Origin of the sequence: Allobosea sp. (assembly GCF_017308015.1) — a bacterium.
Taxonomy (GTDB): Bacteria; Pseudomonadota; Alphaproteobacteria; order Rhizobiales; family Beijerinckiaceae; genus Allobosea.
Genome location: NZ_JAFKFW010000016.1, coordinates 26,406 through 48,101 on the forward strand (window position 1 = coordinate 26,406; position 21,696 = coordinate 48,101).

Annotated in this window: 22 protein-coding genes and 1 tRNA gene; 20 read left to right on the forward strand and 3 right to left on the reverse strand. The window is 66.6% G+C overall.

Annotation, left to right across the window (positions count from 1 at the left end):
* The first annotated feature begins 9 nt into the window (after positions 1-9).
* The 10 genes from J0I42_RS14380 (at position 10) to J0I42_RS14425 (ending at position 8,553) form a co-directional block, all read left to right on the forward strand.
* Complete coding sequence (locus J0I42_RS14380) at positions 10-1,149, forward strand: glycosyltransferase family 4 protein (RefSeq protein WP_291655700.1); 1,140 nt, start codon at positions 10-12, stop codon at positions 1,147-1,149.
* Positions 1,146-1,943: a polysaccharide deacetylase family protein gene (locus tag J0I42_RS14385; protein WP_291655701.1), complete on the forward strand. Its 798-nt coding sequence runs from the start codon at positions 1,146-1,148 to the stop codon at positions 1,941-1,943. Before J0I42_RS14380 ends, J0I42_RS14385 begins: the two co-directional genes overlap by 4 nt.
* 149 nt (positions 1,944-2,092) lie before the next feature.
* Positions 2,093-3,373, forward strand: coding sequence for a glycosyltransferase family protein (locus tag J0I42_RS14390; RefSeq protein WP_291655703.1), 1,281 nt, complete (start codon positions 2,093-2,095; stop codon positions 3,371-3,373).
* A 72-nt stretch (positions 3,374-3,445) separates the two neighbouring features.
* Complete coding sequence (locus J0I42_RS14395; RefSeq protein ID WP_291655705.1) at positions 3,446-3,634, forward strand: twin transmembrane helix small protein; 189 nt, start codon at positions 3,446-3,448, stop codon at positions 3,632-3,634.
* Between the two features lie 155 nt (positions 3,635-3,789).
* A complete protein-coding gene (locus J0I42_RS14400; RefSeq protein WP_291655707.1) occupies positions 3,790-4,386 on the forward strand; it encodes an acyloxyacyl hydrolase in 597 nt (198 codons plus the stop codon).
* Between the two features lie 58 nt (positions 4,387-4,444).
* Complete coding sequence (locus tag J0I42_RS14405) at positions 4,445-5,026, forward strand: cob(I)yrinic acid a,c-diamide adenosyltransferase (protein ID WP_291655709.1); 582 nt, start codon at positions 4,445-4,447, stop codon at positions 5,024-5,026.
* A gap of 8 nt (positions 5,027-5,034) precedes the next feature.
* Positions 5,035-5,733 (forward strand): rhomboid family intramembrane serine protease, encoded by a 699-nt coding sequence (locus J0I42_RS14410; protein ID WP_291655710.1) that lies wholly within the window; start codon positions 5,035-5,037, stop codon positions 5,731-5,733.
* Between the two features lie 163 nt (positions 5,734-5,896).
* Positions 5,897-6,643, forward strand: a complete 747-nt coding sequence (locus J0I42_RS14415) for an electron transfer flavoprotein subunit beta/FixA family protein (RefSeq protein WP_291655711.1) — start codon at positions 5,897-5,899, stop codon at positions 6,641-6,643.
* Positions 6,643-7,587, forward strand: a complete 945-nt coding sequence (locus tag J0I42_RS14420) for an electron transfer flavoprotein subunit alpha/FixB family protein (RefSeq protein ID WP_291655713.1) — start codon at positions 6,643-6,645, stop codon at positions 7,585-7,587. The genes J0I42_RS14415 and J0I42_RS14420 overlap by 1 nt, the downstream gene beginning before the upstream one ends.
* Positions 7,588-7,668: 81 nt before the next feature.
* Positions 7,669-8,553, forward strand: coding sequence for a 3-hydroxybutyryl-CoA dehydrogenase (locus tag J0I42_RS14425; RefSeq protein WP_291655715.1), 885 nt, complete (start codon positions 7,669-7,671; stop codon positions 8,551-8,553).
* Positions 8,554-8,583: 30 nt separating this feature from the next.
* Here J0I42_RS14425 and J0I42_RS14430 read toward each other — a convergent pair whose 3' ends face one another.
* The gene (locus J0I42_RS14430; protein WP_291655718.1) at positions 8,584-9,045 is read right to left on the reverse strand and encodes a DUF3060 domain-containing protein; all 462 of its coding nucleotides are present in this window, start codon (positions 9,043-9,045) and stop codon (positions 8,584-8,586) included.
* Between the two features lie 265 nt (positions 9,046-9,310).
* Between J0I42_RS14430 and J0I42_RS14435 the strand changes: the two genes are divergently transcribed.
* A complete protein-coding gene (locus J0I42_RS14435) occupies positions 9,311-9,868 on the forward strand; it encodes an HNH endonuclease (RefSeq protein ID WP_291655720.1) in 558 nt (185 codons plus the stop codon).
* Between the two features lie 3 nt (positions 9,869-9,871).
* On the opposite strand, the gene J0I42_RS14440 is transcribed toward J0I42_RS14435, so the two are convergent.
* Positions 9,872-10,399, reverse strand: a complete 528-nt coding sequence (locus tag J0I42_RS14440; RefSeq protein ID WP_291655722.1) for a disulfide bond formation protein B — start codon at positions 10,397-10,399, stop codon at positions 9,872-9,874.
* 7 nt (positions 10,400-10,406) lie between these two features.
* Positions 10,407-11,018 carry a YqaA family protein gene (locus J0I42_RS14445; protein ID WP_291655724.1) on the reverse strand — a complete coding sequence of 204 codons (612 nt, stop codon included), beginning with the start codon at positions 11,016-11,018 and terminating at the stop codon, positions 10,407-10,409.
* 196 nt (positions 11,019-11,214) lie between these two features.
* Between J0I42_RS14445 and J0I42_RS14450 the strand changes: the two genes are divergently transcribed.
* The 9 genes from J0I42_RS14450 (at position 11,215) to J0I42_RS14490 (ending at position 21,664) form a co-directional block, all read left to right on the forward strand.
* A tRNA-Leu gene (locus J0I42_RS14450) sits at positions 11,215-11,299 on the forward strand.
* A 297-nt stretch (positions 11,300-11,596) separates the two neighbouring features.
* On the forward strand, positions 11,597-13,228 hold the full coding sequence (locus J0I42_RS14455) for an MFS transporter (RefSeq protein ID WP_291655726.1): 1,632 nt from the start codon (positions 11,597-11,599) through the stop codon (positions 13,226-13,228).
* 287 nt (positions 13,229-13,515) lie between these two features.
* Positions 13,516-13,605, forward strand: a complete 90-nt coding sequence (locus tag J0I42_RS14460; RefSeq protein ID WP_291655728.1) for a K(+)-transporting ATPase subunit F — start codon at positions 13,516-13,518, stop codon at positions 13,603-13,605.
* Between the two features lie 29 nt (positions 13,606-13,634).
* Positions 13,635-15,338: a potassium-transporting ATPase subunit KdpA gene (gene kdpA / locus J0I42_RS14465; RefSeq protein ID WP_291655730.1), complete on the forward strand. Its 1,704-nt coding sequence runs from the start codon at positions 13,635-13,637 to the stop codon at positions 15,336-15,338.
* Between the two features lie 10 nt (positions 15,339-15,348).
* On the forward strand, positions 15,349-15,519 hold the full coding sequence (locus tag J0I42_RS14470) for a hypothetical protein (protein ID WP_291655732.1): 171 nt from the start codon (positions 15,349-15,351) through the stop codon (positions 15,517-15,519).
* Positions 15,520-15,551: 32 nt separating this feature from the next.
* The gene (gene kdpB, locus J0I42_RS14475) at positions 15,552-17,597 is read left to right on the forward strand and encodes a potassium-transporting ATPase subunit KdpB (protein ID WP_291655734.1); all 2,046 of its coding nucleotides are present in this window, start codon (positions 15,552-15,554) and stop codon (positions 17,595-17,597) included.
* Between the two features lie 11 nt (positions 17,598-17,608).
* Positions 17,609-18,214 (forward strand): K(+)-transporting ATPase subunit C, encoded by a 606-nt coding sequence (locus tag J0I42_RS14480; protein WP_291655736.1) that lies wholly within the window; start codon positions 17,609-17,611, stop codon positions 18,212-18,214.
* 52 nt (positions 18,215-18,266) lie between these two features.
* Complete coding sequence (locus tag J0I42_RS14485; protein WP_291655737.1) at positions 18,267-20,975, forward strand: sensor histidine kinase; 2,709 nt, start codon at positions 18,267-18,269, stop codon at positions 20,973-20,975.
* The gene (locus J0I42_RS14490; protein WP_291655739.1) at positions 20,972-21,664 is read left to right on the forward strand and encodes a response regulator transcription factor; all 693 of its coding nucleotides are present in this window, start codon (positions 20,972-20,974) and stop codon (positions 21,662-21,664) included. Before J0I42_RS14485 ends, J0I42_RS14490 begins: the two co-directional genes overlap by 4 nt.
* Positions 21,665-21,696: the final 32 nt, after the last annotated feature.

The following is a 21,696-nucleotide window of genomic DNA, read 5'->3' on the forward strand; positions in this document are numbered from 1 at the left end:
AAGATCGTCTTGCATATCGCTTTCCACACCCCGCTCAATCCGGTTGGTGACCGCGGCGTCTCCGGCGACCGCCTCATGGCCCGCCAGATCGTCGCCGCGCTCGAAAACCTCGGCCATGCCGTGCAGCCCGTCGCGGCGCCCAAGACCTATTTTCGCGCGGCCGATCCCGCCCGTTTCGCTAGCGTCGCGGCCGATGCCGCCCGGCTGCGGGACGCCCTGCTCGCGGGCTACAGGGAAGGTAGGCCGCAGCCAGATCTGTGGTTCACTTATCACAACTATTACCGCTCGCCGGATTTCCTTGGCCCGGAGATGGCGGCAGAACTCGGCATTCCCTATGTCACCGCCGAATCGAGCGATTCGGCCCGGCGCGCCGTCGGAGAATGGGCCGCGCAGACGGCGACCGTACGGCAGGGCCTTGCTGCAGGCGACGTCCATTTCTACTTCACCGATCGCGACCGGCAGGGTCTCGTGCCCTGGGAGAACACCGGCACGGCCCTGCTGGCCCTGCCCCCCTTCGTCGCCCCCGGCCCCGGTCCTTCTCGCAAGACCGGCAGGACCGGCCCGCCACGCCTCGTCACCGTCGCGATGATGCGCAAGGGCGTCAAGCTGGAGAGCTATCTCACGCTCGCTCATGTCCTCGAGCGCTGCCGGGACGAGGACTGGACGCTGAGCATCGTCGGCGATGGCCCTTGCCGGACCGAGATCGGCGCCGCCTTCGCCAGCCTGCCCGAAAGCCGTATCACCTGGCGCGGCCAGCTCGATCGCGAGGCCACCCAGGCCGAGCTAGCCCGGCACGACATCTTCCTCTGGCCGGGCATCGGCGAGGCCTATGGGCTGGTCTATCTGGAAGCCCAGGCGGCGGGCCTGCCGGTCGTGGCCTGTGACAGTGGCGGCGTCGCCGAGACGGTCCGGGCAGGCGAAACCGCCCTGCTGGTGCCGGAGCGGAACGAGGAAGCGCTGGCCGCAGCTCTCACTCGCCTGCTGCGCGACACAGCACTGCGCGAAAGCATGGGCGCAGCCGCGCGCCGCTTCATTCTTGCCGAGCGTACGCCCGCACGTGCCGCCGAAAGACTGGCGGAAGGCCTCGCGCTGGCCCTGCGAAACCGGAGCGCCAAGCTGAAATCATCCTCCGGGAAAGCCAGGCCATGAAGACCTCGTGCTGGCAGGCGCTCGACATCGAACTCGATCATTGGAATGCGTCCGGCCGCAAGATCGGCCTCTGGCTGCGCGACGATGATGCCATAGCGCCAAGCCCGGCGCTCAACCGCCTTTCGAATCTGGCCGACCGCTTCGCGGCGCCGATCCTGCTTGCGGTCATTCCGTTGCTGGCCGAACCCGCGCTTGCGGGGGAGCTGCGCGGCATGCCCCTGCTGCGGCCCTGCCAGCATGGTGCTTCGCACCGGAACCACGCGCCTGCCGGCAGCAAGAAGTCGGAATTCGGCGCCGAGCGTACAGCGGCCGATGTCGGCACCGATATCGCGCAGGGCCGGCAGCGCCTGCACGATCTTCTCGGCGACGAGGTCCTGCCGATCTTCGTGCCGCCCTGGAACCGCATCGCCCAGAGGCATGCCGCGCGCCTGGAAGCGCTCGGCTTCGCAGGCCTGTCCTGCTTTCGCGGCTATCGCCACGGACCGGGCGGAGGTCCACGCCTGCTGAACACCGATGTCGACATCATGGACTGGCATGGCGGTCGCATCGGCCGTTCGGCCACCGAGGTCCTCGGCGATCTCGTCGCCTTGCTGGCGCAAGGACGGCAGGGCGCAGCCGGCGATATCGAACTGGGTCTTCTCCTGCACCATCGCGACCATGACGAAACCGCCTGGTCCTTCCTCGCCGGCATTCTGGCCGCGACCTCCGCTCACCCCGCGATCCGCCTGATCGATCCGGCCGGCTTGGTCCGGCCGCCGGGCCGCGACAGGCAGGGCATTTCCGACCCACGATGACCGCCACGATCCACACCGTTTTTATCGGCGGGCGATAAGTCGATGGGCTTGGATCGTGCCCGGCGAACAGTTATATTCGCCTCAGAGTTCCAACTGCGTTCGTCCTCGCCAAGAGGTCGTCTGGCCTTTCCCGGGGGGGCGACGAGCCGATGCCTTCAAACGTCGTTGATCTCGCCGGCGCCGAACGTGCGCCGCGCAGCCCCCATGCCCCGCGCGTCCTGATTTACAGCCACGACACCTTCGGGCTGGGCCATATCCGCCGCTGCCGCGCCATCGCCAATGCGCTGATCGCGAGCTTCCCGCATATCTCGGTGATCATCGTCTCCGGCTCGTCCGTTATCTCGAGCTTCCAGTTCGGCGACGGCGTCGACTATGTCCGCATTCCCGGTGTCGAGAAACAGAGCGACGGCGGATACGAGCCGCATCATCTCAATCTCGACCTGACCGACACCATCCGCCTGCGTGCCGACCTGATCAAGCAGACCGTCCTGTCCTTCGACCCCGACGTCGTCATCGTCGACAAGGAGCCTGTCGGCCTGCGCGGTGAATTGAAGCCCTCGCTCGACATTCTGCGCCGGCGCGGCGCCCGCATCGTGCTCGGCCTGCGCGACGTGCTCGACGAACCCGCCGCCGTGCTGGAGGAATGGAGCCGCAACGGCGCGCTGGAAGCGCTCGATACGATCTATGACGACATCTTCGTCTACGGTCTGGAAAACGTCTATGAGCCCCTGACCGGCCTGCCGGGCCAGCAGCGCTTCGCCGACAAGCTCCAGTACATGGGCTATCTCAAACGCGCCGTACCAAACCCGATGCCGCCGAACCGCTATCCGCGCATCACCAAGCAGCCATTCATCCTGGTGACGCCCGGCGGCGGCGGCGATGGCGCCGGCGTCATCGACTGGGTGATCTCAGCCTACGAGACCGACCCGACGATCGCACTGCCCGCGCTTATCGTCTTCGGCCCCTTCATGTCGCGCGAGAAGCGCAAGGGATTCGCAGAGCGCATCGCCCGCAACCCGAAGCTCGAAGGTCTCGGCTTCGACCCGCGCCTCGAACTGCTGATGAACCGCGCCCACTGCGTCGTCGCCATGGGCGGCTACAACACCTTCTGCGAGATTCTCTCCTTCGACAAACCGGCGCTGATCGTGCCGCGCGTGCGGCCGCGCCTCGAACAGGCGATCCGCGCCGGCCGCGCCGACGAGCTCAAGCTGGTCGATGTCCTCTACGATCCCTCGCAGGCAGGCGAGGGCGAGCGCGATCCGCGCGTGATGGCCGCCGCACTCCACGCCCTGCCGCGTCGTCCGCCCCCGTCACAGGCCTTCGTGCCGGACCTGCTCGACGGCCTGCCCGCGATCAGCCGTGCGCTCGCCGGCGATCTTTCCCTGCCCGTCCGCGGCCGTGCCCTGGCGCAGACGGCTGCGACGAGCTGACCCACGGTTCAACCGGCGCCAGCCCCATCAGGGCGCTGGCCAAGCCCCTCGCACCAGCATAAGCCTGTCGCCATGACGTTTTCGAACACCCTCGTGTCCGTCGCGGTCGGCGCCGTCGCCGTCGTCCTGCTGCTCGGGCTGATCAACATGTTGCGCGGCGGCAGCGCCAACACCTCGCAAAGGCTGATGCGGTTGCGGGTCATCCTGCAGTTCACCGCCATCGTCCTGATCGTCATCGTCCTGTGGTGGCGCAACGGCTGAACGCCTGCGACACTGGACGCAAGTCATTGGAATAACTGAGTCCGATACCTTGTCCGGCTGTGGATGAGAGCCTGGATGTCCGGGCTTCGCCACATTCCGAACACGAGTATGTGTGCTTCACTAACGCCTGCTCACACGTTCATTGTCGAAGGCCCATGGTCCGCGTCGCGTTGCTGCCTCTTGCCGTTTGCCTGGCTATCCCTGCCGCTTCCGCGCAGACCCGCTCCCTCTCCGGCAGTGTCTCCAGCTACGCCCCCGCCACTGAAGCGCCCGCCCCCGCCTGGGAAGCCCGGATCGGCGCCGGCCTCGCCAATCCCGGCGGCCGCGAGAGCGGCCTGCCCAACCTGAGCGCGGATCTCCTGTCTCCGCGCATCGTTCCGCTGAGCGACCGCATCGCCGCGGCCTTCATCCCACGCTTCAACCTGGGCGCGAGCGTCAACCTCAACGGCACGCGCTATGCCTATGCGGGGGCGACCTGGTCCTTCGACGTAACCCGCGACATCTTCGTCGAGGCTAGCCTCGCTGCCGCCTTGAACGACGGCAAGACCGGCCCCATCGTGCCGGAGAATCGTCTCGCGCTTGGCTGCAACACCGGTACGCGCGAGGCCGCCGCCCTCGGCTTCCGGCTCTCGGACCGCTGGAGCCTTGTCACCACGCTCGAGCATTTCAGCACGGTCGGTTGTTCCGACAAGACCGGCTCGACCGGCCGGGGGCCCGCCAATATCGGTGCAAGGCTGGGCTACACTTTCTGAAGTCCAGCCACTCTCCAAATGCGCTTCCACCCGGCCAAAGCCGCGCTATAAGCATGGCATGGTCAAGCTCAACCGCATTTACACGCGCACCGGCGACAACGGGACGACCGGGCTGACGAGCGGCCCGCGCCGGCCCAAATTCGACCTGCGCGTCGCCGCCTACGGCACCGTCGACGAGACCAATGCCTGCGTCGGCCTCGCCCGTCTCCATGCCGCGGCGGAGGATGCCCTGGTCGCCACGATGCTCGGCCGCATCAGCAACGATCTCTTCGATCTCGGCGCCGATCTCTCGACACCCGAGACCGGCAAGCCCCTCGCTTTCGAGCCCTTGCGCATCGTGCAGGCCCAGGTCGACCGGATCGAGGCCGAGATCGACGAACTGAACGCGAATCTCGCTCCCCTGCGCTCCTTCGTTCTGCCCGGCGGCACGCAGGCCGCCACGCACCTGCACCTCGCCCGCACCGTCAGCCGCCGGGCCGAGCGCCTGATGACCGAGCTCGCCGCGACCGAGGGAGAGACGGTGGCCGCTCCGGCGCTGAAATACATCAACCGCCTCTCGGACTTCCTGTTCGTCGCCTCCCGCTACCTCAATGCCAAGGCTGCCGGCGACGTGCTCTGGGTGCCCGGACAGAATCGCTGAGATCAGCCATGTTCGTCCCCCTGCATGACGGCGTGCCGCTGCGCTTCATGCGAACGCCCTACATCACCTATGGGCTGATCGGCACCATCCTGGCCCTTCAGATCGTGTTGCAGCTCTGGCCCGGAGAAGAAGCGGAGCTGGCGATCATGGCCGGCTTCGGCATGATTCCCTCGGTCCTGTTCGGCACGGCGCAACTGCCGGAAGGGCTTGCCCATGTCCCGGCCTGGGCGACCCTGTTCAGCAACATCCTCCTCCACGCCAATGTCGCGCATCTCGTCGGCAACATGCTGTTCCTCTGGGTCTTCGGCGATAATGTCGAGGATGCGATGGGCCATGCCCGTTTCCTCGCCTTCTTCTTCCTTTGCGGCCTCGGCGGCTCGCTCTTCCATGCCGGCATCTATCCGGATTCGCAGCAACCGCTGATCGGAGCGTCAGGTGCCATCTCCGGTGTCATCGCCTCCTATCTGATGATCTACCCACAGGTCCGGATCTGGGGTCTCGCCTTCAACTGGATTCCGATTCACATCCCGGCGCTCTATGCGCTCGGAGGCTGGATCCTGCTTCAGGCGGCTTCAGCCCTGCTCGGCGCCGACGGCAATGTCGGCTGGTGGGCGCATCTCGGCGGGCTGGCGACGGGCGCAGCGCTGACCCCGCTCTTCGTGCACCGCAGCATCGCCCTGTTCGGACGCAAGGCCGCCCGTGGCTGAGCCGCGCTGTTTTGCCTTCGAGCCGTGTCTGGACGGGCGTTGACAAGCGCAAACGGGCGTCGTTACGGTCCCAGCGCATTCCAGCCGAGGGCCGCGATGCCGCTGTCCTGCCGTCAGGTACGCTGCGGTGCAAGGCTCATCTCTTCTGAACGGTGATCTGGCGATGAAGATCTTGGTGCCCGTCAAGCGGGTTGTCGACTACAACGTGAAGATCCGTGTGAAGGCGGACGGTTCCGGCGTCGAGCTCGCCAACGTCAAGATGTCGATGAACCCGTTCGACGAGATCGCGGTGGAAGAGGCGCTGCGGCTGAAGGAAGCCGGCAAGGCGACCGAGGTGGTCGTGGTCTCGATCGGCCCGGCGCAGGCCGCGGAGACGATCCGCACCGGCCTCGCCATGGGCGCCGATCGCGGCATTCTCGTCAAGGTCGACGGCATCGTCGAACCGCTCGCGGTCGCCAAGTTGCTGAAGAAGGTGGTCGAGCAGGAAAACCCGGGCCTCGTCATCCTCGGCAAGCAGGCGATCGACGACGACTGCAACCAGACCGGCCAGATGCTCGCCGCCCTCCTCGGCTGGGGCCAGGGCACATTTGCATCCAAGGTCGAGCTGGCGGCGGATTCGGTCGACGTCACCCGCGAGGTCGATGGCGGCCTGCAGACGGTGTCGCTCAAGCTGCCGGCCATCGTGACCACCGATCTGCGCCTCAACGAGCCGCGCTATGCCTCGCTGCCCAACATCATGAAGGCGAAGAAGAAGCCGCTCGACGAGACCACGGCCGAAGCGCTCGGCGTCGATGTCGCGCCCCGCCTCAAGGTGCTGAAGACGACCGAACCCGCCGGCCGCTCCGCCGGCGTCAAGGTCGCCTCCGCCGCCGAACTCGTCTCCAAGCTCAAGACCGCCGGGGTGATCTGATGACCACGCTGCTGATCGCCGAACACGACAACGCCTCGATCAAGGACGCCACCGCCAAGGCGCTGACCGCAGCCGGCCAGCTCGGCGGCCCCGTCCACATCCTCGTCGCGGGCCAGGGCGCCCAGAGCGCGGCCGATGCGGCTGCGAAGCTTGCCGGCGTCGAGAAGGTCCTGCTGGCCGATGACGCCGCTTACGGCCACGCGTTGGCCGAACCGCTCGCCGCGCTGGTCGTCAAGCTCGCCGATGGCTATGACGCCATCGTCGCGCCCTCGACCACGACGGGCAAGAACGTGCTGCCGCGCGTCGCCGCCCTGCTCGACGTGATGCAGGTCTCGGATGTGAGCGGCATCGTCTCGCCCGACACCTTCGAGCGCCCGGTCTATGCCGGCAACGCCATCCAGACCGTGCAGTCGACCGACGCGAAGAAGCTGCTGACCATCCGCACCGCCTCCTTCGCGGCGGCGGGCGAAGGCGGCTCGGCTGCGGTCGAGGCCGTCGCGGCCGCCGGGAACCCCGGCAACTCGTCCTTCAAGGGCGAGGAGGTCGCCAAGTCCGACCGTCCGGAACTGGCCTCGGCCAAGATCATCATCTCGGGCGGCCGTGCGCTCGCCTCGGCCGAGAATTTCAGCAAGGTGATCGAGCCCGTCGCCGACAAGCTCGGTGCCGCCATGGGCGCCTCGCGCGCTGCGGTCGATGCGGGCTACGCTCCGAACGACTGGCAGGTCGGCCAGACCGGCAAGGTCGTCGCCCCCGAGCTCTACATCGCGGTCGGCATCTCCGGCGCGATCCAGCATCTCGCCGGCATGAAGGATTCCAAGGTCATCGTCGCCATCAACAAGGACGAGGAAGCCCCGATCTTCCAGATCGCGGATTACGGCCTCGTCGGCGATCTCTTCACCATCCTGCCCGAGCTCGACGCCGAGCTCGCCAAAGCCGGCAAGTAAAGCCGGCACCACCCTTCCGGGCCGCCCCAGGGCGGCCCGCTCCGCTCCCGCGGGAGCTGAACGTTTATCCGGGATAGAACCATGTCGGACCACGCGATCAAGACGATCGGCATCATCGGGGCAGGCCAGATGGGCAACGGCATCGCCCATGTCGCGGCTGCCGCAGGCTTCGACATCCGGCTGCACGATATTGCCGAAGAGCGCATCAAGGCCGCGCTCGCCACGATCGACGGCAACATGGCTCGTCAGGTCTCGAAGGGCGCCCTCGCGGAGGAGGAGCGCCGCGCGGCGATCGCCCGCATCCAGCCAGCGGTCGCTCTCGCCGATCTCGGCGATTGCGACCTCGTCATCGAAGCCGCGACCGAGAACGAGGAGGTCAAGCGCAAGATCTTCACGGCAGTCTGCCCGCATCTGCGCCCGGACGCGATCCTCGCCTCCAACACCTCCTCGATCTCGATCACGCGGCTCGCCGCCGCGACCGATCGCCCCGAGCATTTCATCGGCATCCATTTCATGAATCCGGTGCCGCTGATGCAGCTCGTCGAGCTGATCCGCGGCATCGCCACCGATGACGGCACCTTCGAGCGCGCCAAGAGCCTCGTCGGCAAGCTGCACAAGACCGTCTCGGTCTCCGAGGATTTCCCGGCCTTCATCGTCAACCGCATCCTGCTGCCGATGATCAACGAGGCCGTCTATACGCTCTACGAGGGCGTCGGCTCGGTCGAGGCGATCGACACGGCGATGCGGCTCGGCGCCAACCACCCGATGGGCCCGCTCCAGCTCGCCGACTTCATCGGCCTCGATACCTGCCTTTCGGTGATGCAGGTGCTCCATGACGGGCTGGCCGATTCGAAGTATCGCCCCTGCCCGCTGCTGGTGAAATATGTCGAGGCCGGGTGGCTCGGCCGTAAGACCAAGCGTGGCTTCTACGACTATCGCGGCGAGAAGCCGGTCCCGACTCGCTGAACCGGCCGGCTCTGCACCGCAGCCGCCGCCTCAGCGGCGGCTGATCCGGTTCTCGATGCCCGTGGCCGAGACCGACGGCGCCTTGACCCCGGCCTCGGCGCGCCACTCGACAGCGTTCTTCGCGCCCTGAATTTCGATCTGCGCGGGCCCGGCAAGCGTCAGCTCGAGCCTTTGTTCCGCGCCGGAAACATCGATCTTCGCCGTCTCGACTGCCTTCACCGTGACCTGCACCTGGTTCTTGGCCGTTTCGACAACGAGCCCCTCGGCCACGCCGCCCTCGACCCTGTTCGCGATCCCGCTGACCACGAGTTCCCCGGCCGCCTCGAAGGACAGCTGGTGATCTGCGCCATGCACGCTCACTGCACCGCAGCGACCGGTGAGCACGATCTTGTGTCCAGCACCGGAGATCATGACATCCTGCCCGCCCTCGCAGGCGAAATCCCGCGACATCCGTGCGCCCTCGACCCGGATCTCCGCCGCGAAAGCCGGCAAGATCCCGACCATCGGGGCAAGGAACATGGCAATCCGAGGCTTCACGGGCAGATACTCCGGTGTTTCGGCGACGAATCGACGGCGCGCGGCCTCACCGCACTAACCGCAAAGTCGGGCCGTTATGTGCCCGCAGCGCACCCGATTGCTTCAACGCACCTGCAACAAGTTTCTTCACATTCCTGTCGTCTCGCGCTTACATTGATCCTTGGGCGGGATTCGTCCCGCTTGACGAAGCGGAGGTGCGACGAGTTTGACGGCGCATGTGATGCATCCGATGGCATCGCCGGACGGTTGTCCGGCCTTGGTGCTGAACGCCGATTTCCGGCCGCTCAGCTACTACCCCCTGTCGCTCTGGAGCTGGCAGGATGCGATCAAGGCGGTCTTCATGGACCGCGTCAACATCGTCTCGGAATACGACACCGTTGTCCGCAGCCCGAGCTTCGATATGCGACTGCCCTCGGTTGTTTCGCTCAAGAGCTATATCAAGCCCTCGCGCACCCCGGCCTTCACACGCTTCAACGTCTTCCTGCGCGACCGCTTCGCCTGCCAGTATTGCCACGCGCGCGAGGAGCTGACCTTCGATCACGTCATTCCCCGTTCGAAGGGCGGCCTGACCACTTGGGAGAACGTCGTCGCCGCGTGCTCGCCCTGCAACCTGCGCAAGGGCGACAAGATGCCAGCCACCGTCGAGATGTTTCCGGCCCAGAAGCCTTATGCGCCCTCGGTCAACGACCTTCACCGCAACGGAAAGCTCTTTCCGCCGAACTACCTGCACGAGAGCTGGCTGGACTATCTCTACTGGGATTCGGAACTGGAGCCGTAAAGCTTACGCTGGCGCCTTCCCGCGCAGCAGCCCGAACACGGCGAGCAGGAAGAGCCCGGCCGAGGCCAGCGCATTCCAGCCTGCGAGCGACAGGCCGAGGAAGCGCCATGCGGCTTCGGAGCAGGCGACGATCCGTGCGGCCTGCAACTGCTTCATGAAATCCTGCATGCCCGCCACTGCCGGAGCCGCGCCGCCGCAATCGTTCGGCCCCAGGAACCAGCCCCATTCGACGCCGGCATGATAGACGCCGAGTCCGGTGCTCCAGGCCATCAGCCCGGCCAGGCCGAGCAGGACGAGCCATTGCAAGCGCGGGGAGTGCGCCAGCGCCAGCCCGGCCAAAGCCAATCCGATCGCCGTATAATGCGGCAGGCGCTGCTCGAGGCAGAGCTTGCAGGGAAGCAGATGCACGACGAGCTCGAAGAACCAGGCTCCGGCGATCAGTGCCAGGCTCGCTACGCCGATGAGAGCGATCAGTTGCCGCGCGCTGGGGAGATGGCGCGAAGCGGAGGCTACGGGAAGGGAGGTGGTCATGGCGAGCTCAGCAGGAGAGAAGCTGGCCGGACCCTGCGACGAGCTTGAGGCCGAAATAAAGCAGGATCAGCAATGCCGCGCCCACCACCGCGATCACTTTCAGCCGACGCTCGATGAAATGGCGAATGGTGACGCCATAGCGCCTGAGCAGGAAGGCGAGCGCGAAGAAGCGCGCCCCGCGCGCCAGCACGCAGGAGATAACGAAGAAGGTCAGGCCGATATGAACGGCGCCGGCCAGGATCGTCACCACCTTGATCGGCGGCAGATGGGCAAGGCCGGAGGTCGTCAGCAGGATCAGCGTCGTATCCGGCCCGGCGCAGGCCTTGAGCGTCTCGAAGGCGCCGAGCTTGCCGTAGAAGGCGAGGACCGGCTTCGCCAATGCCTCGAAGGCATAATAGCCGAGCGCGTAGCCGGCGATGCCGCCGAGCACCGAGAACAGCGTCGCCACGAAAGCCAGCCGATAGGCCCGCTGCGGCCGCGCCAGCGCCATCGGCACGAACAGCACGTCGGCCGGGATCAGGAAGAAGGAACTTTCGACGAAGGCGACCACCGCCAGCCAGAGCTCCGCCCGCGGCCGGGCGGCGAGCGACATCGTCCATTCATAGAGGCGCTTGAGCATGGCGCGCTCTAGAGCATGGGCGGGATGGTGACGCAACGGCTTGCGTGCCGTGGATCGGCGCGTTTTCGAGCGGTCTCGTCCGTATTTCTCTTCTTGCAGCGAAACACCTGCGAACCATGCGCTGAAACCTGCGGGAATGACGCCTCCGCCGATTGACCGGCATCGGTCGATCGTTATAGTCCGCCCGCCTGCAAGGGCCCCTGTGGCGGAATTGGTAGACGCGCTCGACTCAAAATCGAGTTCCGCAAGGAGTGCTGGTTCGATCCCGGCCAGGGGCACCATTCGCCGCTCTCAACGATGCTTTCGCGGTCTGGGACCGTCTCGATCGGATCGTTACGCATCACGTCGTCGATGGAAGCCGGGACGACGTCCCGCCAGGCGGCCTCTCGGATGCCGCACCGGCGGCGCAACGGGCAATCTTGCCCCAGGCGGACCGCTCGTCTCTCTGCAAGCCTCCCATGCCGTAAAGTGACGCCCCCCGAACAGGAAACGTGACATAAGATTCAGAATCACGCTCGGAACCAAAGCCGGCGGTCCAGGAGCAGACGTCGGAAATGAGCCGAGTCATGGATGTGGGGATGCGTGCGGCGAACGCTGGACCGTTTGCGCCTCTCAGGAACGTCACGTTTCGCGCGATCTGGCTCGCCGGGCTGATCTCCGCGCTCGGGTGGCTGATCCAGACCATCGCCATGAGCTGGCTCATGGCCACCATCACCCCGTCCAGCGTCATGGTCGCGCTGGTTCAGGCCGCGACGAACCTGCCGGCCTTCATCCTGTCGATCTTCGCAGGCGCCATCGTCGACAATTTCAATCGCCGCAAGGTGATGCTGGCAGCCCGGTCTCTGATGACCGTGACCGCCGCGGCACTGACGATCCTCGTCGCGCTCGGCATGATCAATCCCTGGGTCATCCTGTTCTTCAGCTTTCTCGCCGGGTGCGGCATCGCCTTCAATGATCCGGCCTGGCAGGCCTCGGTCGGTGATATCGTCGACCGCAAGGATCTCGCGGCGGCCGTGACGCTGACATCCGTCGGGTTCAACACGGTGCGCAGCATCGGGCCGGCGCTCGGCGGCATCATCCTCGCGGCCTTCGGCCCCTTGACGGCGTTCTGCCTGTATACCCTCGGCCATCTCGCGCCGCTGGCCGTGGTCTGGCGCTCCCGATGGAAAGTGCCGGTGTCGAGACTGCCGCCCGAAGCGATGCTGACGGCGATCTCCGACGGCATCCGCTTCACCTCCCTGTCCTCGGAGATCAAGACGGCGATCGGGCGCGGCTTCCTGTTCGGTCTCTCGGGCATCGCGATCCTCGCCCTGCTTCCGCTGGTGGTTCGCGATCAGTTGAAACAGGGAGCAATCGCCTACGGCACGCTGATGACGGGCTTTGGCGCAGGAGCGCTCCTGGCCGGCCTCGCCTCGACGACGCTCCGGCGAAAGCTGTCGGACGAACAGTTGCTGAAGCTGGCTTGCCTCGCTTGCGCGACATGCACGCTCGGTCTTTCGCTGACGCAGACCACGGCTGTCGCGACCGTCGTGCTGATGTTGGGCGGTGCCGGATGGGTTCTGGGATGGTCGGGCCTGAGCATCAGCGTGCAATGGGCGAGTCCCCGTTGGGTCGTCGGCCGAACGATCTCGCTCTACTACGCCCTCACCTCGTTCGGGCTCGCTGCCGGGAGCTGGCTCTGGGGCATGGTCACGGAGAGCTATTCGCTGGCTTTCGCCCTCCAGGCATCGACGGCTGCCTCTCTCGGCGTCGCCCTTCTCGGTTTTCTTCTGCCCATCCATCAGCGCAAGGATTCCGATGTCTCGACGCCGGAGAGCTTCGAAGCGCCGGCGCTCGGCCTGAATCTGAAGCCGCGAAGCGGGCCGATCGCCGTCAAGATCGAGTATCGGATCGCCCCGGATCAGGTTGAAACCTTCCTCGCCCTGATGCTGCAGCGCCGGCGCGCGCAGGGGCGCAACGGTGCACGACGCTGGATCCTGACGCGCAACCTGCACGACATCACGGTCTGGACCGAGACTTTCCGCACGCCGACCTGGAACGACTATCTGCGCTTCAACTACCGCCGGACTGCAGCCGACAGCGCACTGAACGACAGCCTCGCCGATCTGCACATCGGAGACGACGCTCCGCCGGTGACCCTTTCGATCGAACGGCCGACAGCCTCGCCGCGAAAGGCCGACATCATCCGGTCTGACACGCCTCATACCTGAAAACCGCGCCGGCCTGTCGCTCCCGAATTCCTATAAAATTCCTATTCCGCGACGCCGCTCGCCGTCTCGAACGGCTATGCCGCCGGCACGATAATCCCCGTCATGGCCGATCCGCTCGCGTCCTCGCCTTCCGCGAGAACCTGTACCCGCGCGCCTCGGCCCATCGGCAACGCCCGGTCGAAAGGACCACGGCAATGGATTTCGCCATGCTCGCGCTCGCGCTCGGCTTCTTCGCGGCAGCCCTCGCCTATGTCTCGGCCTGCGGCGCGCTCTGAAGGAGCCCTCTCATGATCGTCGACTATCTCCTCGGCAGCGCGGTGACCGCAGCCCTACTCGTCTACCTCACCTATGCGCTGCTGCGCCCCGAGCGCTTCTGAGCGCCGGCGCGAGCTGAGAAAGCCTCCCCATGACACTCTATGGCTGGATCCAGATCCTCGTTTTCTGCGCGATCGTGCTCGCCCTGGTGAAGCCGCTCGGCGGTTACATGACGCGCGTGTTCAACGGCGAGCGCACATTCCTCTCCCCAGTGCTCGCACCGGTCGAGCGCGGGCTCTATGCCCTCGCCGGCACGCATGAGCGCGAGGAACAGCATTGGAGCGCCTATGCGATCGCCCTGCTGCTGTTCAACCTCTCCGGCCTGCTGCTGCTCTACGGGCTGCAGCGCTTCCAGGGACTGCTGCCGCTGAACCCGGACGGCATGAGCGCCGTTGCCCCCGACCTCGCCTTCAACACAGCGGTCAGCTTCGTCACCAACACGAACTGGCAAGGCTATGGCGGCGAGAGCACCATGTCATACCTGACGCAGATGCTCGGCCTGACCGTGCAGAACTTCGTTTCGGGCGCGACCGGCATCGCCGTCGCGGTCGCGCTGATCCGGGGTTTCGCCCGGGCCTCCGCCAAATCGGTCGGCAGCTTCTGGGTCGACCTGACCCGCGCGACGCTCTACCTCCTGCTGCCGCTCTGCATCCTGCTGACGCTCGCCTATGTCGCTTCGGGCGTTCCGCAGACGCTCGACGCGTCGGTAACGGCAACCGCCCTCGAGGGTACCCAGCAGACCATCGCACGCGGCCCCGTCGCCTCCCAGCTCGCGATCAAGATGCTCGGCACCAATGGCGGCGGCTTCTTCAATGCCAACTCGGCCCATCCCTTCGAGAACCCGGACGCGGTCACCAATCTCCTCCAGATGGTCTCGATCTTCGCGATCGGTGCCGCGTTGACCAATGTCTTCGGCCGGATGGTCGGCAACGAGCGCCAGGGCTGGGCGATCCTCTCCGCCATGGGCACCCTGTTCATCGCTGCGATCGCCGTCTGCTACTGGGCGGAAGCCGCAGGCAATCCGCTTGTTCAGGCGCTCGGTCTCCAGGGCGGCAATCTGGAGGGCAAGGAGATGCGTTTCGGCATTCCGCTCTCGGCCCTCTTCGCCGTCGTCACCACGGCGGCCTCCTGCGGCGCCGTCAATGCCATGCATGGCAGCTTCACCGCGCTCGGCGGCATGATCCCGCTCATCAACATGGAACTCGGCGAGGTCATCATCGGCGGCGTCGGCGCCGGCTTCTACGGTATCATCCTCTTCGTCGTGCTGGCGATCTTCGTCGCCGGCCTGATGGTCGGCCGCACGCCGGAATATCTCGGCAAAAAGGTCGAGGCCCGCGAGGTCAAGATGGCGATGCTCGCCATCCTCTGCCTGCCCGCCGGCATACTGGGTTTCACCGCGGTCTCCGTAGTGCTTCCCGATGCAGTGGCCTCCGTCGGGAATGGCGGCCCGCACGGCTTCTCGGAGGTCCTCTACGCCTATACCTCCGCGGCGGCGAACAATGGCTCTGCCTTCGCCAGCCTCTCGGCCAATACGCTCTGGTACAACACGACGCTCGGCATCACGATGCTCATCGGCCGCTTCCTGGTCATCATCCCGGCGCTCGCCATCGCCGGTTCGCTCGCCGCGAAGAAATCCATACCCTCCTCGGCCGGCACCTTCCCGACCGACGGCCCGCTCTTCGTCGGCCTGCTCGTCGGTGTCATCCTGATCGTCGGCGGCCTGACCTTCTTTCCTGCGCTGGCCGTCGGCCCGATCGTCGAGCATCTCGCGATGCTCGCGGGCCAGAGCTTCTGAGGAGGCCATCATGACAAGCTGCCTGCGCCAAATGCGCCGCGACGCCGTCCATCGGGACGCCGCCTCGCGGGAAACGGACAGGGCGCCCCCGCGTCCTGCCACCCTCATCCTCGGCCTGACCGTCGCTTTGTTCCTCGTCCTGCTGCTCGTCCGCGCGCTCGCCGGCCTCGTTGCCGCCTGAACCGGACTTACACCCCTTCGCCGGAGCTTCTCATGAGCCCATCCAAATCCGCGAGCCTGATCGACGCCCGGATCCTGCTGCCGGCCTTCGCCGACGCCTTCCGCAAACTCGACCCGCGCAGCCTCGCCCGCAACCCGGTGATGTTCGTCGTCGCCGTGGTCTCGGCGCTGACCACCATCCTCTTCGTCAAGGACCTCGCCACGGGAGGCGCCAATCTCGGCTTCTCCTTCCAGATCGTGCTCTGGCTCTGGTTCACCGTGCTCTTCGCCAATTTCGCGGAAGCGGTGGCGGAGGGGCGCGGCAAGGCCCAGGCCGACTCGCTGCGCAAGACCCGCTCCGAGACGGAAGCCAAGCTGCTCTCGGGCGATGATCCCGGCCAGTTCCGGCTCGTGCCCGGCACCTCGCTCAAGGTCGGCGATATCGTGCTGGTCGAAGCCGGCGACATCATCCCGTCCGACGGCGAGGCCATCGAAGGCGTCGCCTCGGTCAACGAGGCCGCGATCACTGGCGAATCCGCTCCCGTCATCCGTGAATCCGGCGGCGACCGCTCAGCCGTGACCGGCGGCACGCAGGTGCTGTCCGACTGGATCCGCGTGCGCATCACCGCGGCGGCGGGCTCGACCTTCATCGACCGCATGATCGCGCTGGTCGAGGGCGCAGAACGCCAGAAGACCCCGAACGAGATCGCGCTCAACATCCTGCTCGCCGGCATGACGCTGATCTTCGTGCTCGCGACCGTGACGATCCCGAGCTTCGCCACCTATGCCGGCGGCTATATCCCGGTCGTGGTGCTGGTCGCGCTGTTTGTCACGCTGATCCCGACCACGATCGGCGCCCTGCTCTCCGCCATCGGCATCGCCGGCATGGACCGCCTCGTGCGCTTCAACGTGCTCGCCATGTCCGGCCGTGCCGTAGAGGCCGCCGGCGACGTCGATACGCTGCTGCTCGACAAGACCGGCACGATCACGCTCGGCAACCGCCAGGCGACCGAGTTCCGTCCGGTGCGTGGCGTCAGCGAGCAGGAGCTGGCCGATGCCGCCCAGATCGCCTCGCTCGCCGACGAGACGCCGGAAGGTCGCTCGATCGTCGTGCTCGCCAAGGAGAAATACGCCATCCGTGCCCGCGACATGGGCGCGCTGCACGCCACTTTCGTGCCCTTCACCGCGCAGAGCCGGATGAGCGGCGTCGATCTCGAAGGCTCGCAGATCCGGAAGGGCGCGGTCGATGCCGTCCTGAAATATGTCGAAGGTGCCGGCACCGAGGCCGTGCGTGAAATCCAGGCCATCGCCGCCGAGATCGCCAAGGCCGGTGGCACGCCGCTCGCGGTCGTCCGCGACGGGCGTCTGCTCGGCGTCATCCACCTCAAGGACATCGTCAAGGGCGGCATCCGCGAGCGCTTCACGGAACTGCGCCGCATGGGCATCCGCACAGTGATGATCACCGGCGACAACCCGATGACCGCCGCCGCCATCGCGGCCGAGGCCGGCGTCGACGATTTCCTCGCCCAGGCGACCCCTGAGAACAAGCTCGCGCTGATCCGCGAGGAACAGGCCAAGGGCAAGCTCGTCGCCATGTGCGGCGACGGCACCAACGACGCTCCCGCACTGGCCCAGGCCGATGTCGGCGTCGCCATGAACACCGGCACGGTCGCCGCCCGCGAGGCCGGCAACATGGTCGATCTCGACAGCGACCCGACCAAGCTCATCGAGATCGTCGAGATCGGCAAGCAGCTCCTGATGACCCGCGGCGCGCTGACCACCTTCTCGATCGCCAACGACGTCGCCAAGTATTTCGCCATCATCCCGGCGATGTTCCTCGCCTTCTACCCACAGCTCGGCGCGCTCAACGTCATGGGGCTGGCGACGCCGCAAAGCGCCATCCTCTCCGCGATCATCTTCAACGCGCTGATCATCGTCGCGCTGATCCCGCTCGCGCTGAAGGGCGTGAAATACCGCGCCGTTGGCGCCGGCGCCCTGCTCAGCCGCAACCTCACCGTCTATGGGCTCGGCGGCCTCGTCGTTCCCTTCATCGGCATCAAGGCCATCGACATGGCCATCACCGCCATCGGCCTCGTCTGAGGAACACGACCATGCTCAAGCAGATCCGCCCCGCGCTGGTGATGATCGTCGCACTCGCTGCCATCACCGGCCTCGCCTACCCGCTCGCCATGACCGGCATCGCCCAGGCCATCTTCCCGCACCAGGCCAATGGCAGCCTGATCGAGAAGGACGGCAGGATCATCGGCTCCAGCCTGATCGGTCAGAACTTCACCGACGAGCGCTATTTCCATGGCCGGCCCTCGGCGACGGCCGGCACCGACCCCAACGACAGCTCGAAGACGGTCGACGCGCCCTACAACGCCGCCAATTCCGGCGGCTCCAATCTCGGCCCGACCAGTCAGAAGCTGGTCGAGCGCATCAAGGCCGAGACCGAGAAGCTCAAGGCCGAGAACCCCGACGCGCCGGTGCCGATGGAGCTGGTGACTGCCTCGGGCAGCGGGCTCGACCCGCATATCTCGCCCGAGGCCGCCTATTTCCAGATCGTGCGCGTCGCCAGGGCCCGTAATGCCGACCCGGCAACGCTGAAAGCGCTCGTCGACACCCATGTCGAGCGGCGCAAGCTCGGCTTTCTCGGCGAGCCCGTCGTCAACGTGCTCGCGCTGAATCTCGCTCTCGACGGCGCCGGCCAACGCTGACACAAAGACCCCGGCGGTGCACCACGCGCCGCCACATTCCCGTGCGGACCGCATGACCATCGCCGACAGCCATCGCGAGACGAGAGGCCGGCCCTCACCCGAAGCGCTGCTGGCGAGCGCCCAGCGCGAGGGGCGCGGGCGCCTGAAGATCTTCCTCGGCGCGGCGCCCGGTGTCGGCAAGACGTATGAGATGCTGAGTTCCGGACGCGCGCGCCGGGCGGAAGGGATCGATGTCGTGATCGGCGTCGTCGAGACCCATGGCCGCAGCGAGACGCAAGCGCTGGTCGACGGCTTCGAGATCGTCCCGCGCCGGCTCGTCGACTACAAGGGCCGCGCGATCGACGAGATGGACCTCGACGCGGTCCTGGCGCGCCGTCCCGCGCTCGTCCTCGTCGACGAGCTCGCCCATACCAACGCGCCTGGCAGCCGCCATCCCAAGCGCTATCTCGATGTCGAGGAGCTGCTCGCGCGCGGCATCGACGTCTATACCACGCTCAACATCCAGCATGTCGAGAGCCTGAACGACGTCGTCGCGCAGGTTACCCGCATCCGCGTGCGCGAGACCGTGCCGGATTCGATCGTCGACCGCGCCGACGACATCGAGATCATCGATCTGACCCCGGCCGACCTGATCAAGCGCCTCGAGGAAGGCAAGGTCTATCTCGGCAAGACGGCCAAGCGCGCCGTCGCCAACTATTTCTCGCCCGGCAACCTGACGGCGCTGCGCGAACTCGCATTGCGCCGCACCGCGCAACGGGTCGACGACCAGCTCCTCAGCCATATGCAGGAACACGCGATCTCCGGTCCATGGGCCGCGGGGGAGCGCATCCTGGTCTGCATCGACGACAGCCCCGGCGCCCCCGCCCTGATCCGCCATGCCAAGCGGCAGGCCGATCGCCTGCGCGCGCCCTGGAACGCGCTCCATGTCGAGACGCCGCAGGCTGCGGCCCTGACGGAAGCGGCGAAAACACGGATCGCCAATGCGCTGAGACTCGCGGCACAGCTCGGCGCCGAAGCGATCACCTTGCCAGGACAGGACGTGGCCGGCGAAATCCTCCGCCATGCCGCCGCGGGCAACGTCACCCAGATCATCGTCGGCAAGCCGGCCAAGCCCCGCTGGCGCGAATGGCTGCGCCCCTCCGTCTCGCATGAGTTGATCAGCCGCGCCGGCGATATCGGCATCCATGTCGTGGCGTTGCGGGAACAGGCACCCGAGACGGGCGGTGGCATCTCGGCCGTCGGCGAGCCAGGCTTCTCGGCCAAACCCTATCTTGCGGCACTGGCCTATGTCGCGATCGCGCTGGGCGCTGCGGAACTGCTCAGCCAGATCATGGACCTGCGCAATATCGCGCTGGTCTTTCTCACCGCCGTCCTCGCCTCTGCCGTGACGGCGGGCCTGTGGCCGGCCCTCTTCGCCTCGATCCTCAGCGCGCTCGCGCTGAATTTCTTCTTCATCGCACCGCTCTATGCGCTCACGATCAGCGATCCCGAGAACGTCGTCGCACTCGGCTTCTTCCTGCTCGTCGCGCTCATCGCCTCGAACCTGACCGCCCGTGTCCAGCGCCAGGCCAATGCCGCCCGCCAGCGCGCCCGCACCACCGAGGATCTCTATCTTTTCTCGAAGAAGCTCGCCGGTACCGGCACGCTCGACGACGTGCTCTGGGCCAGCGCCTTCCAGATCGCCTCGATGTTGCGCCTGCGTGTCGTCATCCTGATGCCGGACGAGGGCACGCTTTCGGTCCGCGCCGGCTATCCGCCCGACGACACGCTGGTCGATGCCGATATCGCCGCCGCGCGCTGGGCCTGGGAGCATGACCGCCCCGCCGGGCGCGGCGCCGACACCTTGCCCGGCGCGAAAAGGCTCTATCTGCCTCTGCGGACGGGCCGCACCGCGATCGGTGTCATCGGCCTCGACGACGACAAGGAAGGTCCGCTGCTGACGCCGGAGCAGCAACGCCTGCTCGATGCCCTGGCCGATCAGGCTGCCGTCGCCATCGAGCGCATCCAGCTCGTCGCCGATGTCGACAGGGCCAGGCTCGCGGCCGAGGCCGACCGTCTGCGCTCGGCGCTCCTGACCTCGATCTCGCATGACCTCAAGACACCGCTGGCCTCGATCCTGGGCGCCGCCGGCACCCTGCGCGATTATCGCCAGGCCCTGCCGGAAGAGGATCGCACCGCCCTGCTCGCGACCGTGATCGACGAATCCGAGCGCCTCAACCGCTTCATCGCCAATCTGCTCGACATGACTCGGATCGAATCCGGAGCGATGGAGCCGAACGCGGCCCTGGTCGATGTCGCCGACGTGGTCGGAAGCGCACTGCGCCGCGCCAGCAAGATTACCGCCGGCCACAACGTCGAGACCGCCCTGCCCCGCGACCTGCCGATGCTCCGGCTCGATCCCGTCCTGTTCGAGCAGGTGCTGTTCAACCTGCTCGACAACGCCGCGAAATACGCGCCCGCCGGCAGCGCCATCGCCATCCGCGCCCGGCAGGATGGCGGCGAGGTGCTGGTAACGGTGACCGACGAGGGGCCGGGCCTGCCGCCTTCAGATCTCGAACGCGTCTTCGACAGCTTCTACCGCGTCCGCAAGGGCGACCAGGTCCGCGCCGGAACCGGGCTCGGCCTCGCCATCTGCCGCGGCTTCGTCGAGGCGATGGGGGGCACGATCGCGGCGGCCAACCGGACGGATCGCAGCGGCGCGGTCTTCACCATCAGCCTGCCGGCGGACGCCCAGCCCAAACCATTGGAACCGCAGACATGACGGCAACGGACATCAAGGTGCTGGTCGTGGACGACGAGCCGGCGATCCGCCGGCTGCTGCGCGTCGGGCTTTCGACCGAAGGCTATGCCATCCGCGAGGCCGCGACAGCGCGCGAGGCGACCGAACGTATTGCCGAGGACTTGCCCGATCTCGTCATCCTCGATCTTGGCCTGCCCGATCTCTCGGGACAGGAGCTGCTGCGGAAATGGCGCGCGGAGGCGCTCACGCTGCCGATCGTCATCCTGTCGAGCCGCACCGACGAGGCCGGCATCGTCGAGGCGCTGGAAAATGGCGCCGACGACTATGTCACCAAGCCCTTCGGCATGAAGGAACTGGCGGCGCGGCTGCGTGTGGCACTGCGCCACAAGCTCCAGCAGCAGGGGGAGAAGCCGATCTTCCAGACCGGCGAACTCTCGGTCGATCTCGTCAAGCGCATCGTCAGGCTTGGCGAGCAGGAGGTGAAGCTCTCACCCAAGGAATACGATATCCTGCGCATCCTCGTGCAGCATGCCGGCAAGGTGCTGACCCATCAGTTCCTGATGAAGCAGGTCTGGGGCGCCTCGGCCGATGTGCAGTATCTGCGCGTCTATGTCCGGCAATTGCGCCAGAAGATCGAGCGCGTTCCCGACCAGCCGCAATACATCACCACGGAGACCGGCGTCGGCTACCGCCTGCGCGAAGCCGAATGAGCCCTGTCGCCCGGCCTTCCCGGCCGATGGCA

Bases quoted from the DNA above. Each gene is read 5' to 3' on its own strand.
- J0I42_RS14385 (WP_291655701.1), top strand. From the start codon at position 1,146: ATGAAGACCTCGTGCTGGCAGGCGCTCGACATCGAACTCGATCATTGG.
- J0I42_RS14390 (WP_291655703.1), top strand. From the start codon at position 2,093: ATGCCTTCAAACGTCGTTGATCTCGCCGGCGCCGAACGTGCGCCGCGC.
- J0I42_RS14395 (WP_291655705.1), top strand. From the start codon at position 3,446: ATGACGTTTTCGAACACCCTCGTGTCCGTCGCGGTCGGCGCCGTCGCC.
- J0I42_RS14400 (WP_291655707.1), top strand. From the start codon at position 3,790: ATGGTCCGCGTCGCGTTGCTGCCTCTTGCCGTTTGCCTGGCTATCCCT.
- J0I42_RS14405 (WP_291655709.1), top strand. From the start codon at position 4,445: ATGGTCAAGCTCAACCGCATTTACACGCGCACCGGCGACAACGGGACG.
- J0I42_RS14410 (WP_291655710.1), top strand. From the start codon at position 5,035: ATGTTCGTCCCCCTGCATGACGGCGTGCCGCTGCGCTTCATGCGAACG.
- J0I42_RS14415 (WP_291655711.1), top strand. From the start codon at position 5,897: ATGAAGATCTTGGTGCCCGTCAAGCGGGTTGTCGACTACAACGTGAAG.
- J0I42_RS14420 (WP_291655713.1), top strand. From the start codon at position 6,643: ATGACCACGCTGCTGATCGCCGAACACGACAACGCCTCGATCAAGGAC.
- J0I42_RS14425 (WP_291655715.1), top strand. From the start codon at position 7,669: ATGTCGGACCACGCGATCAAGACGATCGGCATCATCGGGGCAGGCCAG.
- J0I42_RS14435 (WP_291655720.1), top strand. From the start codon at position 9,311: ATGCATCCGATGGCATCGCCGGACGGTTGTCCGGCCTTGGTGCTGAAC.
- J0I42_RS14440 (WP_291655722.1), bottom strand. From the start codon at position 10,399: ATGACCACCTCCCTTCCCGTAGCCTCCGCTTCGCGCCATCTCCCCAGC.
- J0I42_RS14445 (WP_291655724.1), bottom strand. From the start codon at position 11,018: ATGCTCAAGCGCCTCTATGAATGGACGATGTCGCTCGCCGCCCGGCCG.
- J0I42_RS14455 (WP_291655726.1), top strand. From the start codon at position 11,597: ATGCGTGCGGCGAACGCTGGACCGTTTGCGCCTCTCAGGAACGTCACG.
- J0I42_RS14460 (WP_291655728.1), top strand. From the start codon at position 13,516: ATGATCGTCGACTATCTCCTCGGCAGCGCGGTGACCGCAGCCCTACTC.
- kdpA (WP_291655730.1), top strand. From the start codon at position 13,635: ATGACACTCTATGGCTGGATCCAGATCCTCGTTTTCTGCGCGATCGTG.
- J0I42_RS14470 (WP_291655732.1), top strand. From the start codon at position 15,349: ATGACAAGCTGCCTGCGCCAAATGCGCCGCGACGCCGTCCATCGGGAC.
- kdpB (WP_291655734.1), top strand. From the start codon at position 15,552: ATGAGCCCATCCAAATCCGCGAGCCTGATCGACGCCCGGATCCTGCTG.
- J0I42_RS14480 (WP_291655736.1), top strand. From the start codon at position 17,609: ATGCTCAAGCAGATCCGCCCCGCGCTGGTGATGATCGTCGCACTCGCT.
- J0I42_RS14485 (WP_291655737.1), top strand. From the start codon at position 18,267: ATGACCATCGCCGACAGCCATCGCGAGACGAGAGGCCGGCCCTCACCC.
- J0I42_RS14490 (WP_291655739.1), top strand. From the start codon at position 20,972: ATGACGGCAACGGACATCAAGGTGCTGGTCGTGGACGACGAGCCGGCG.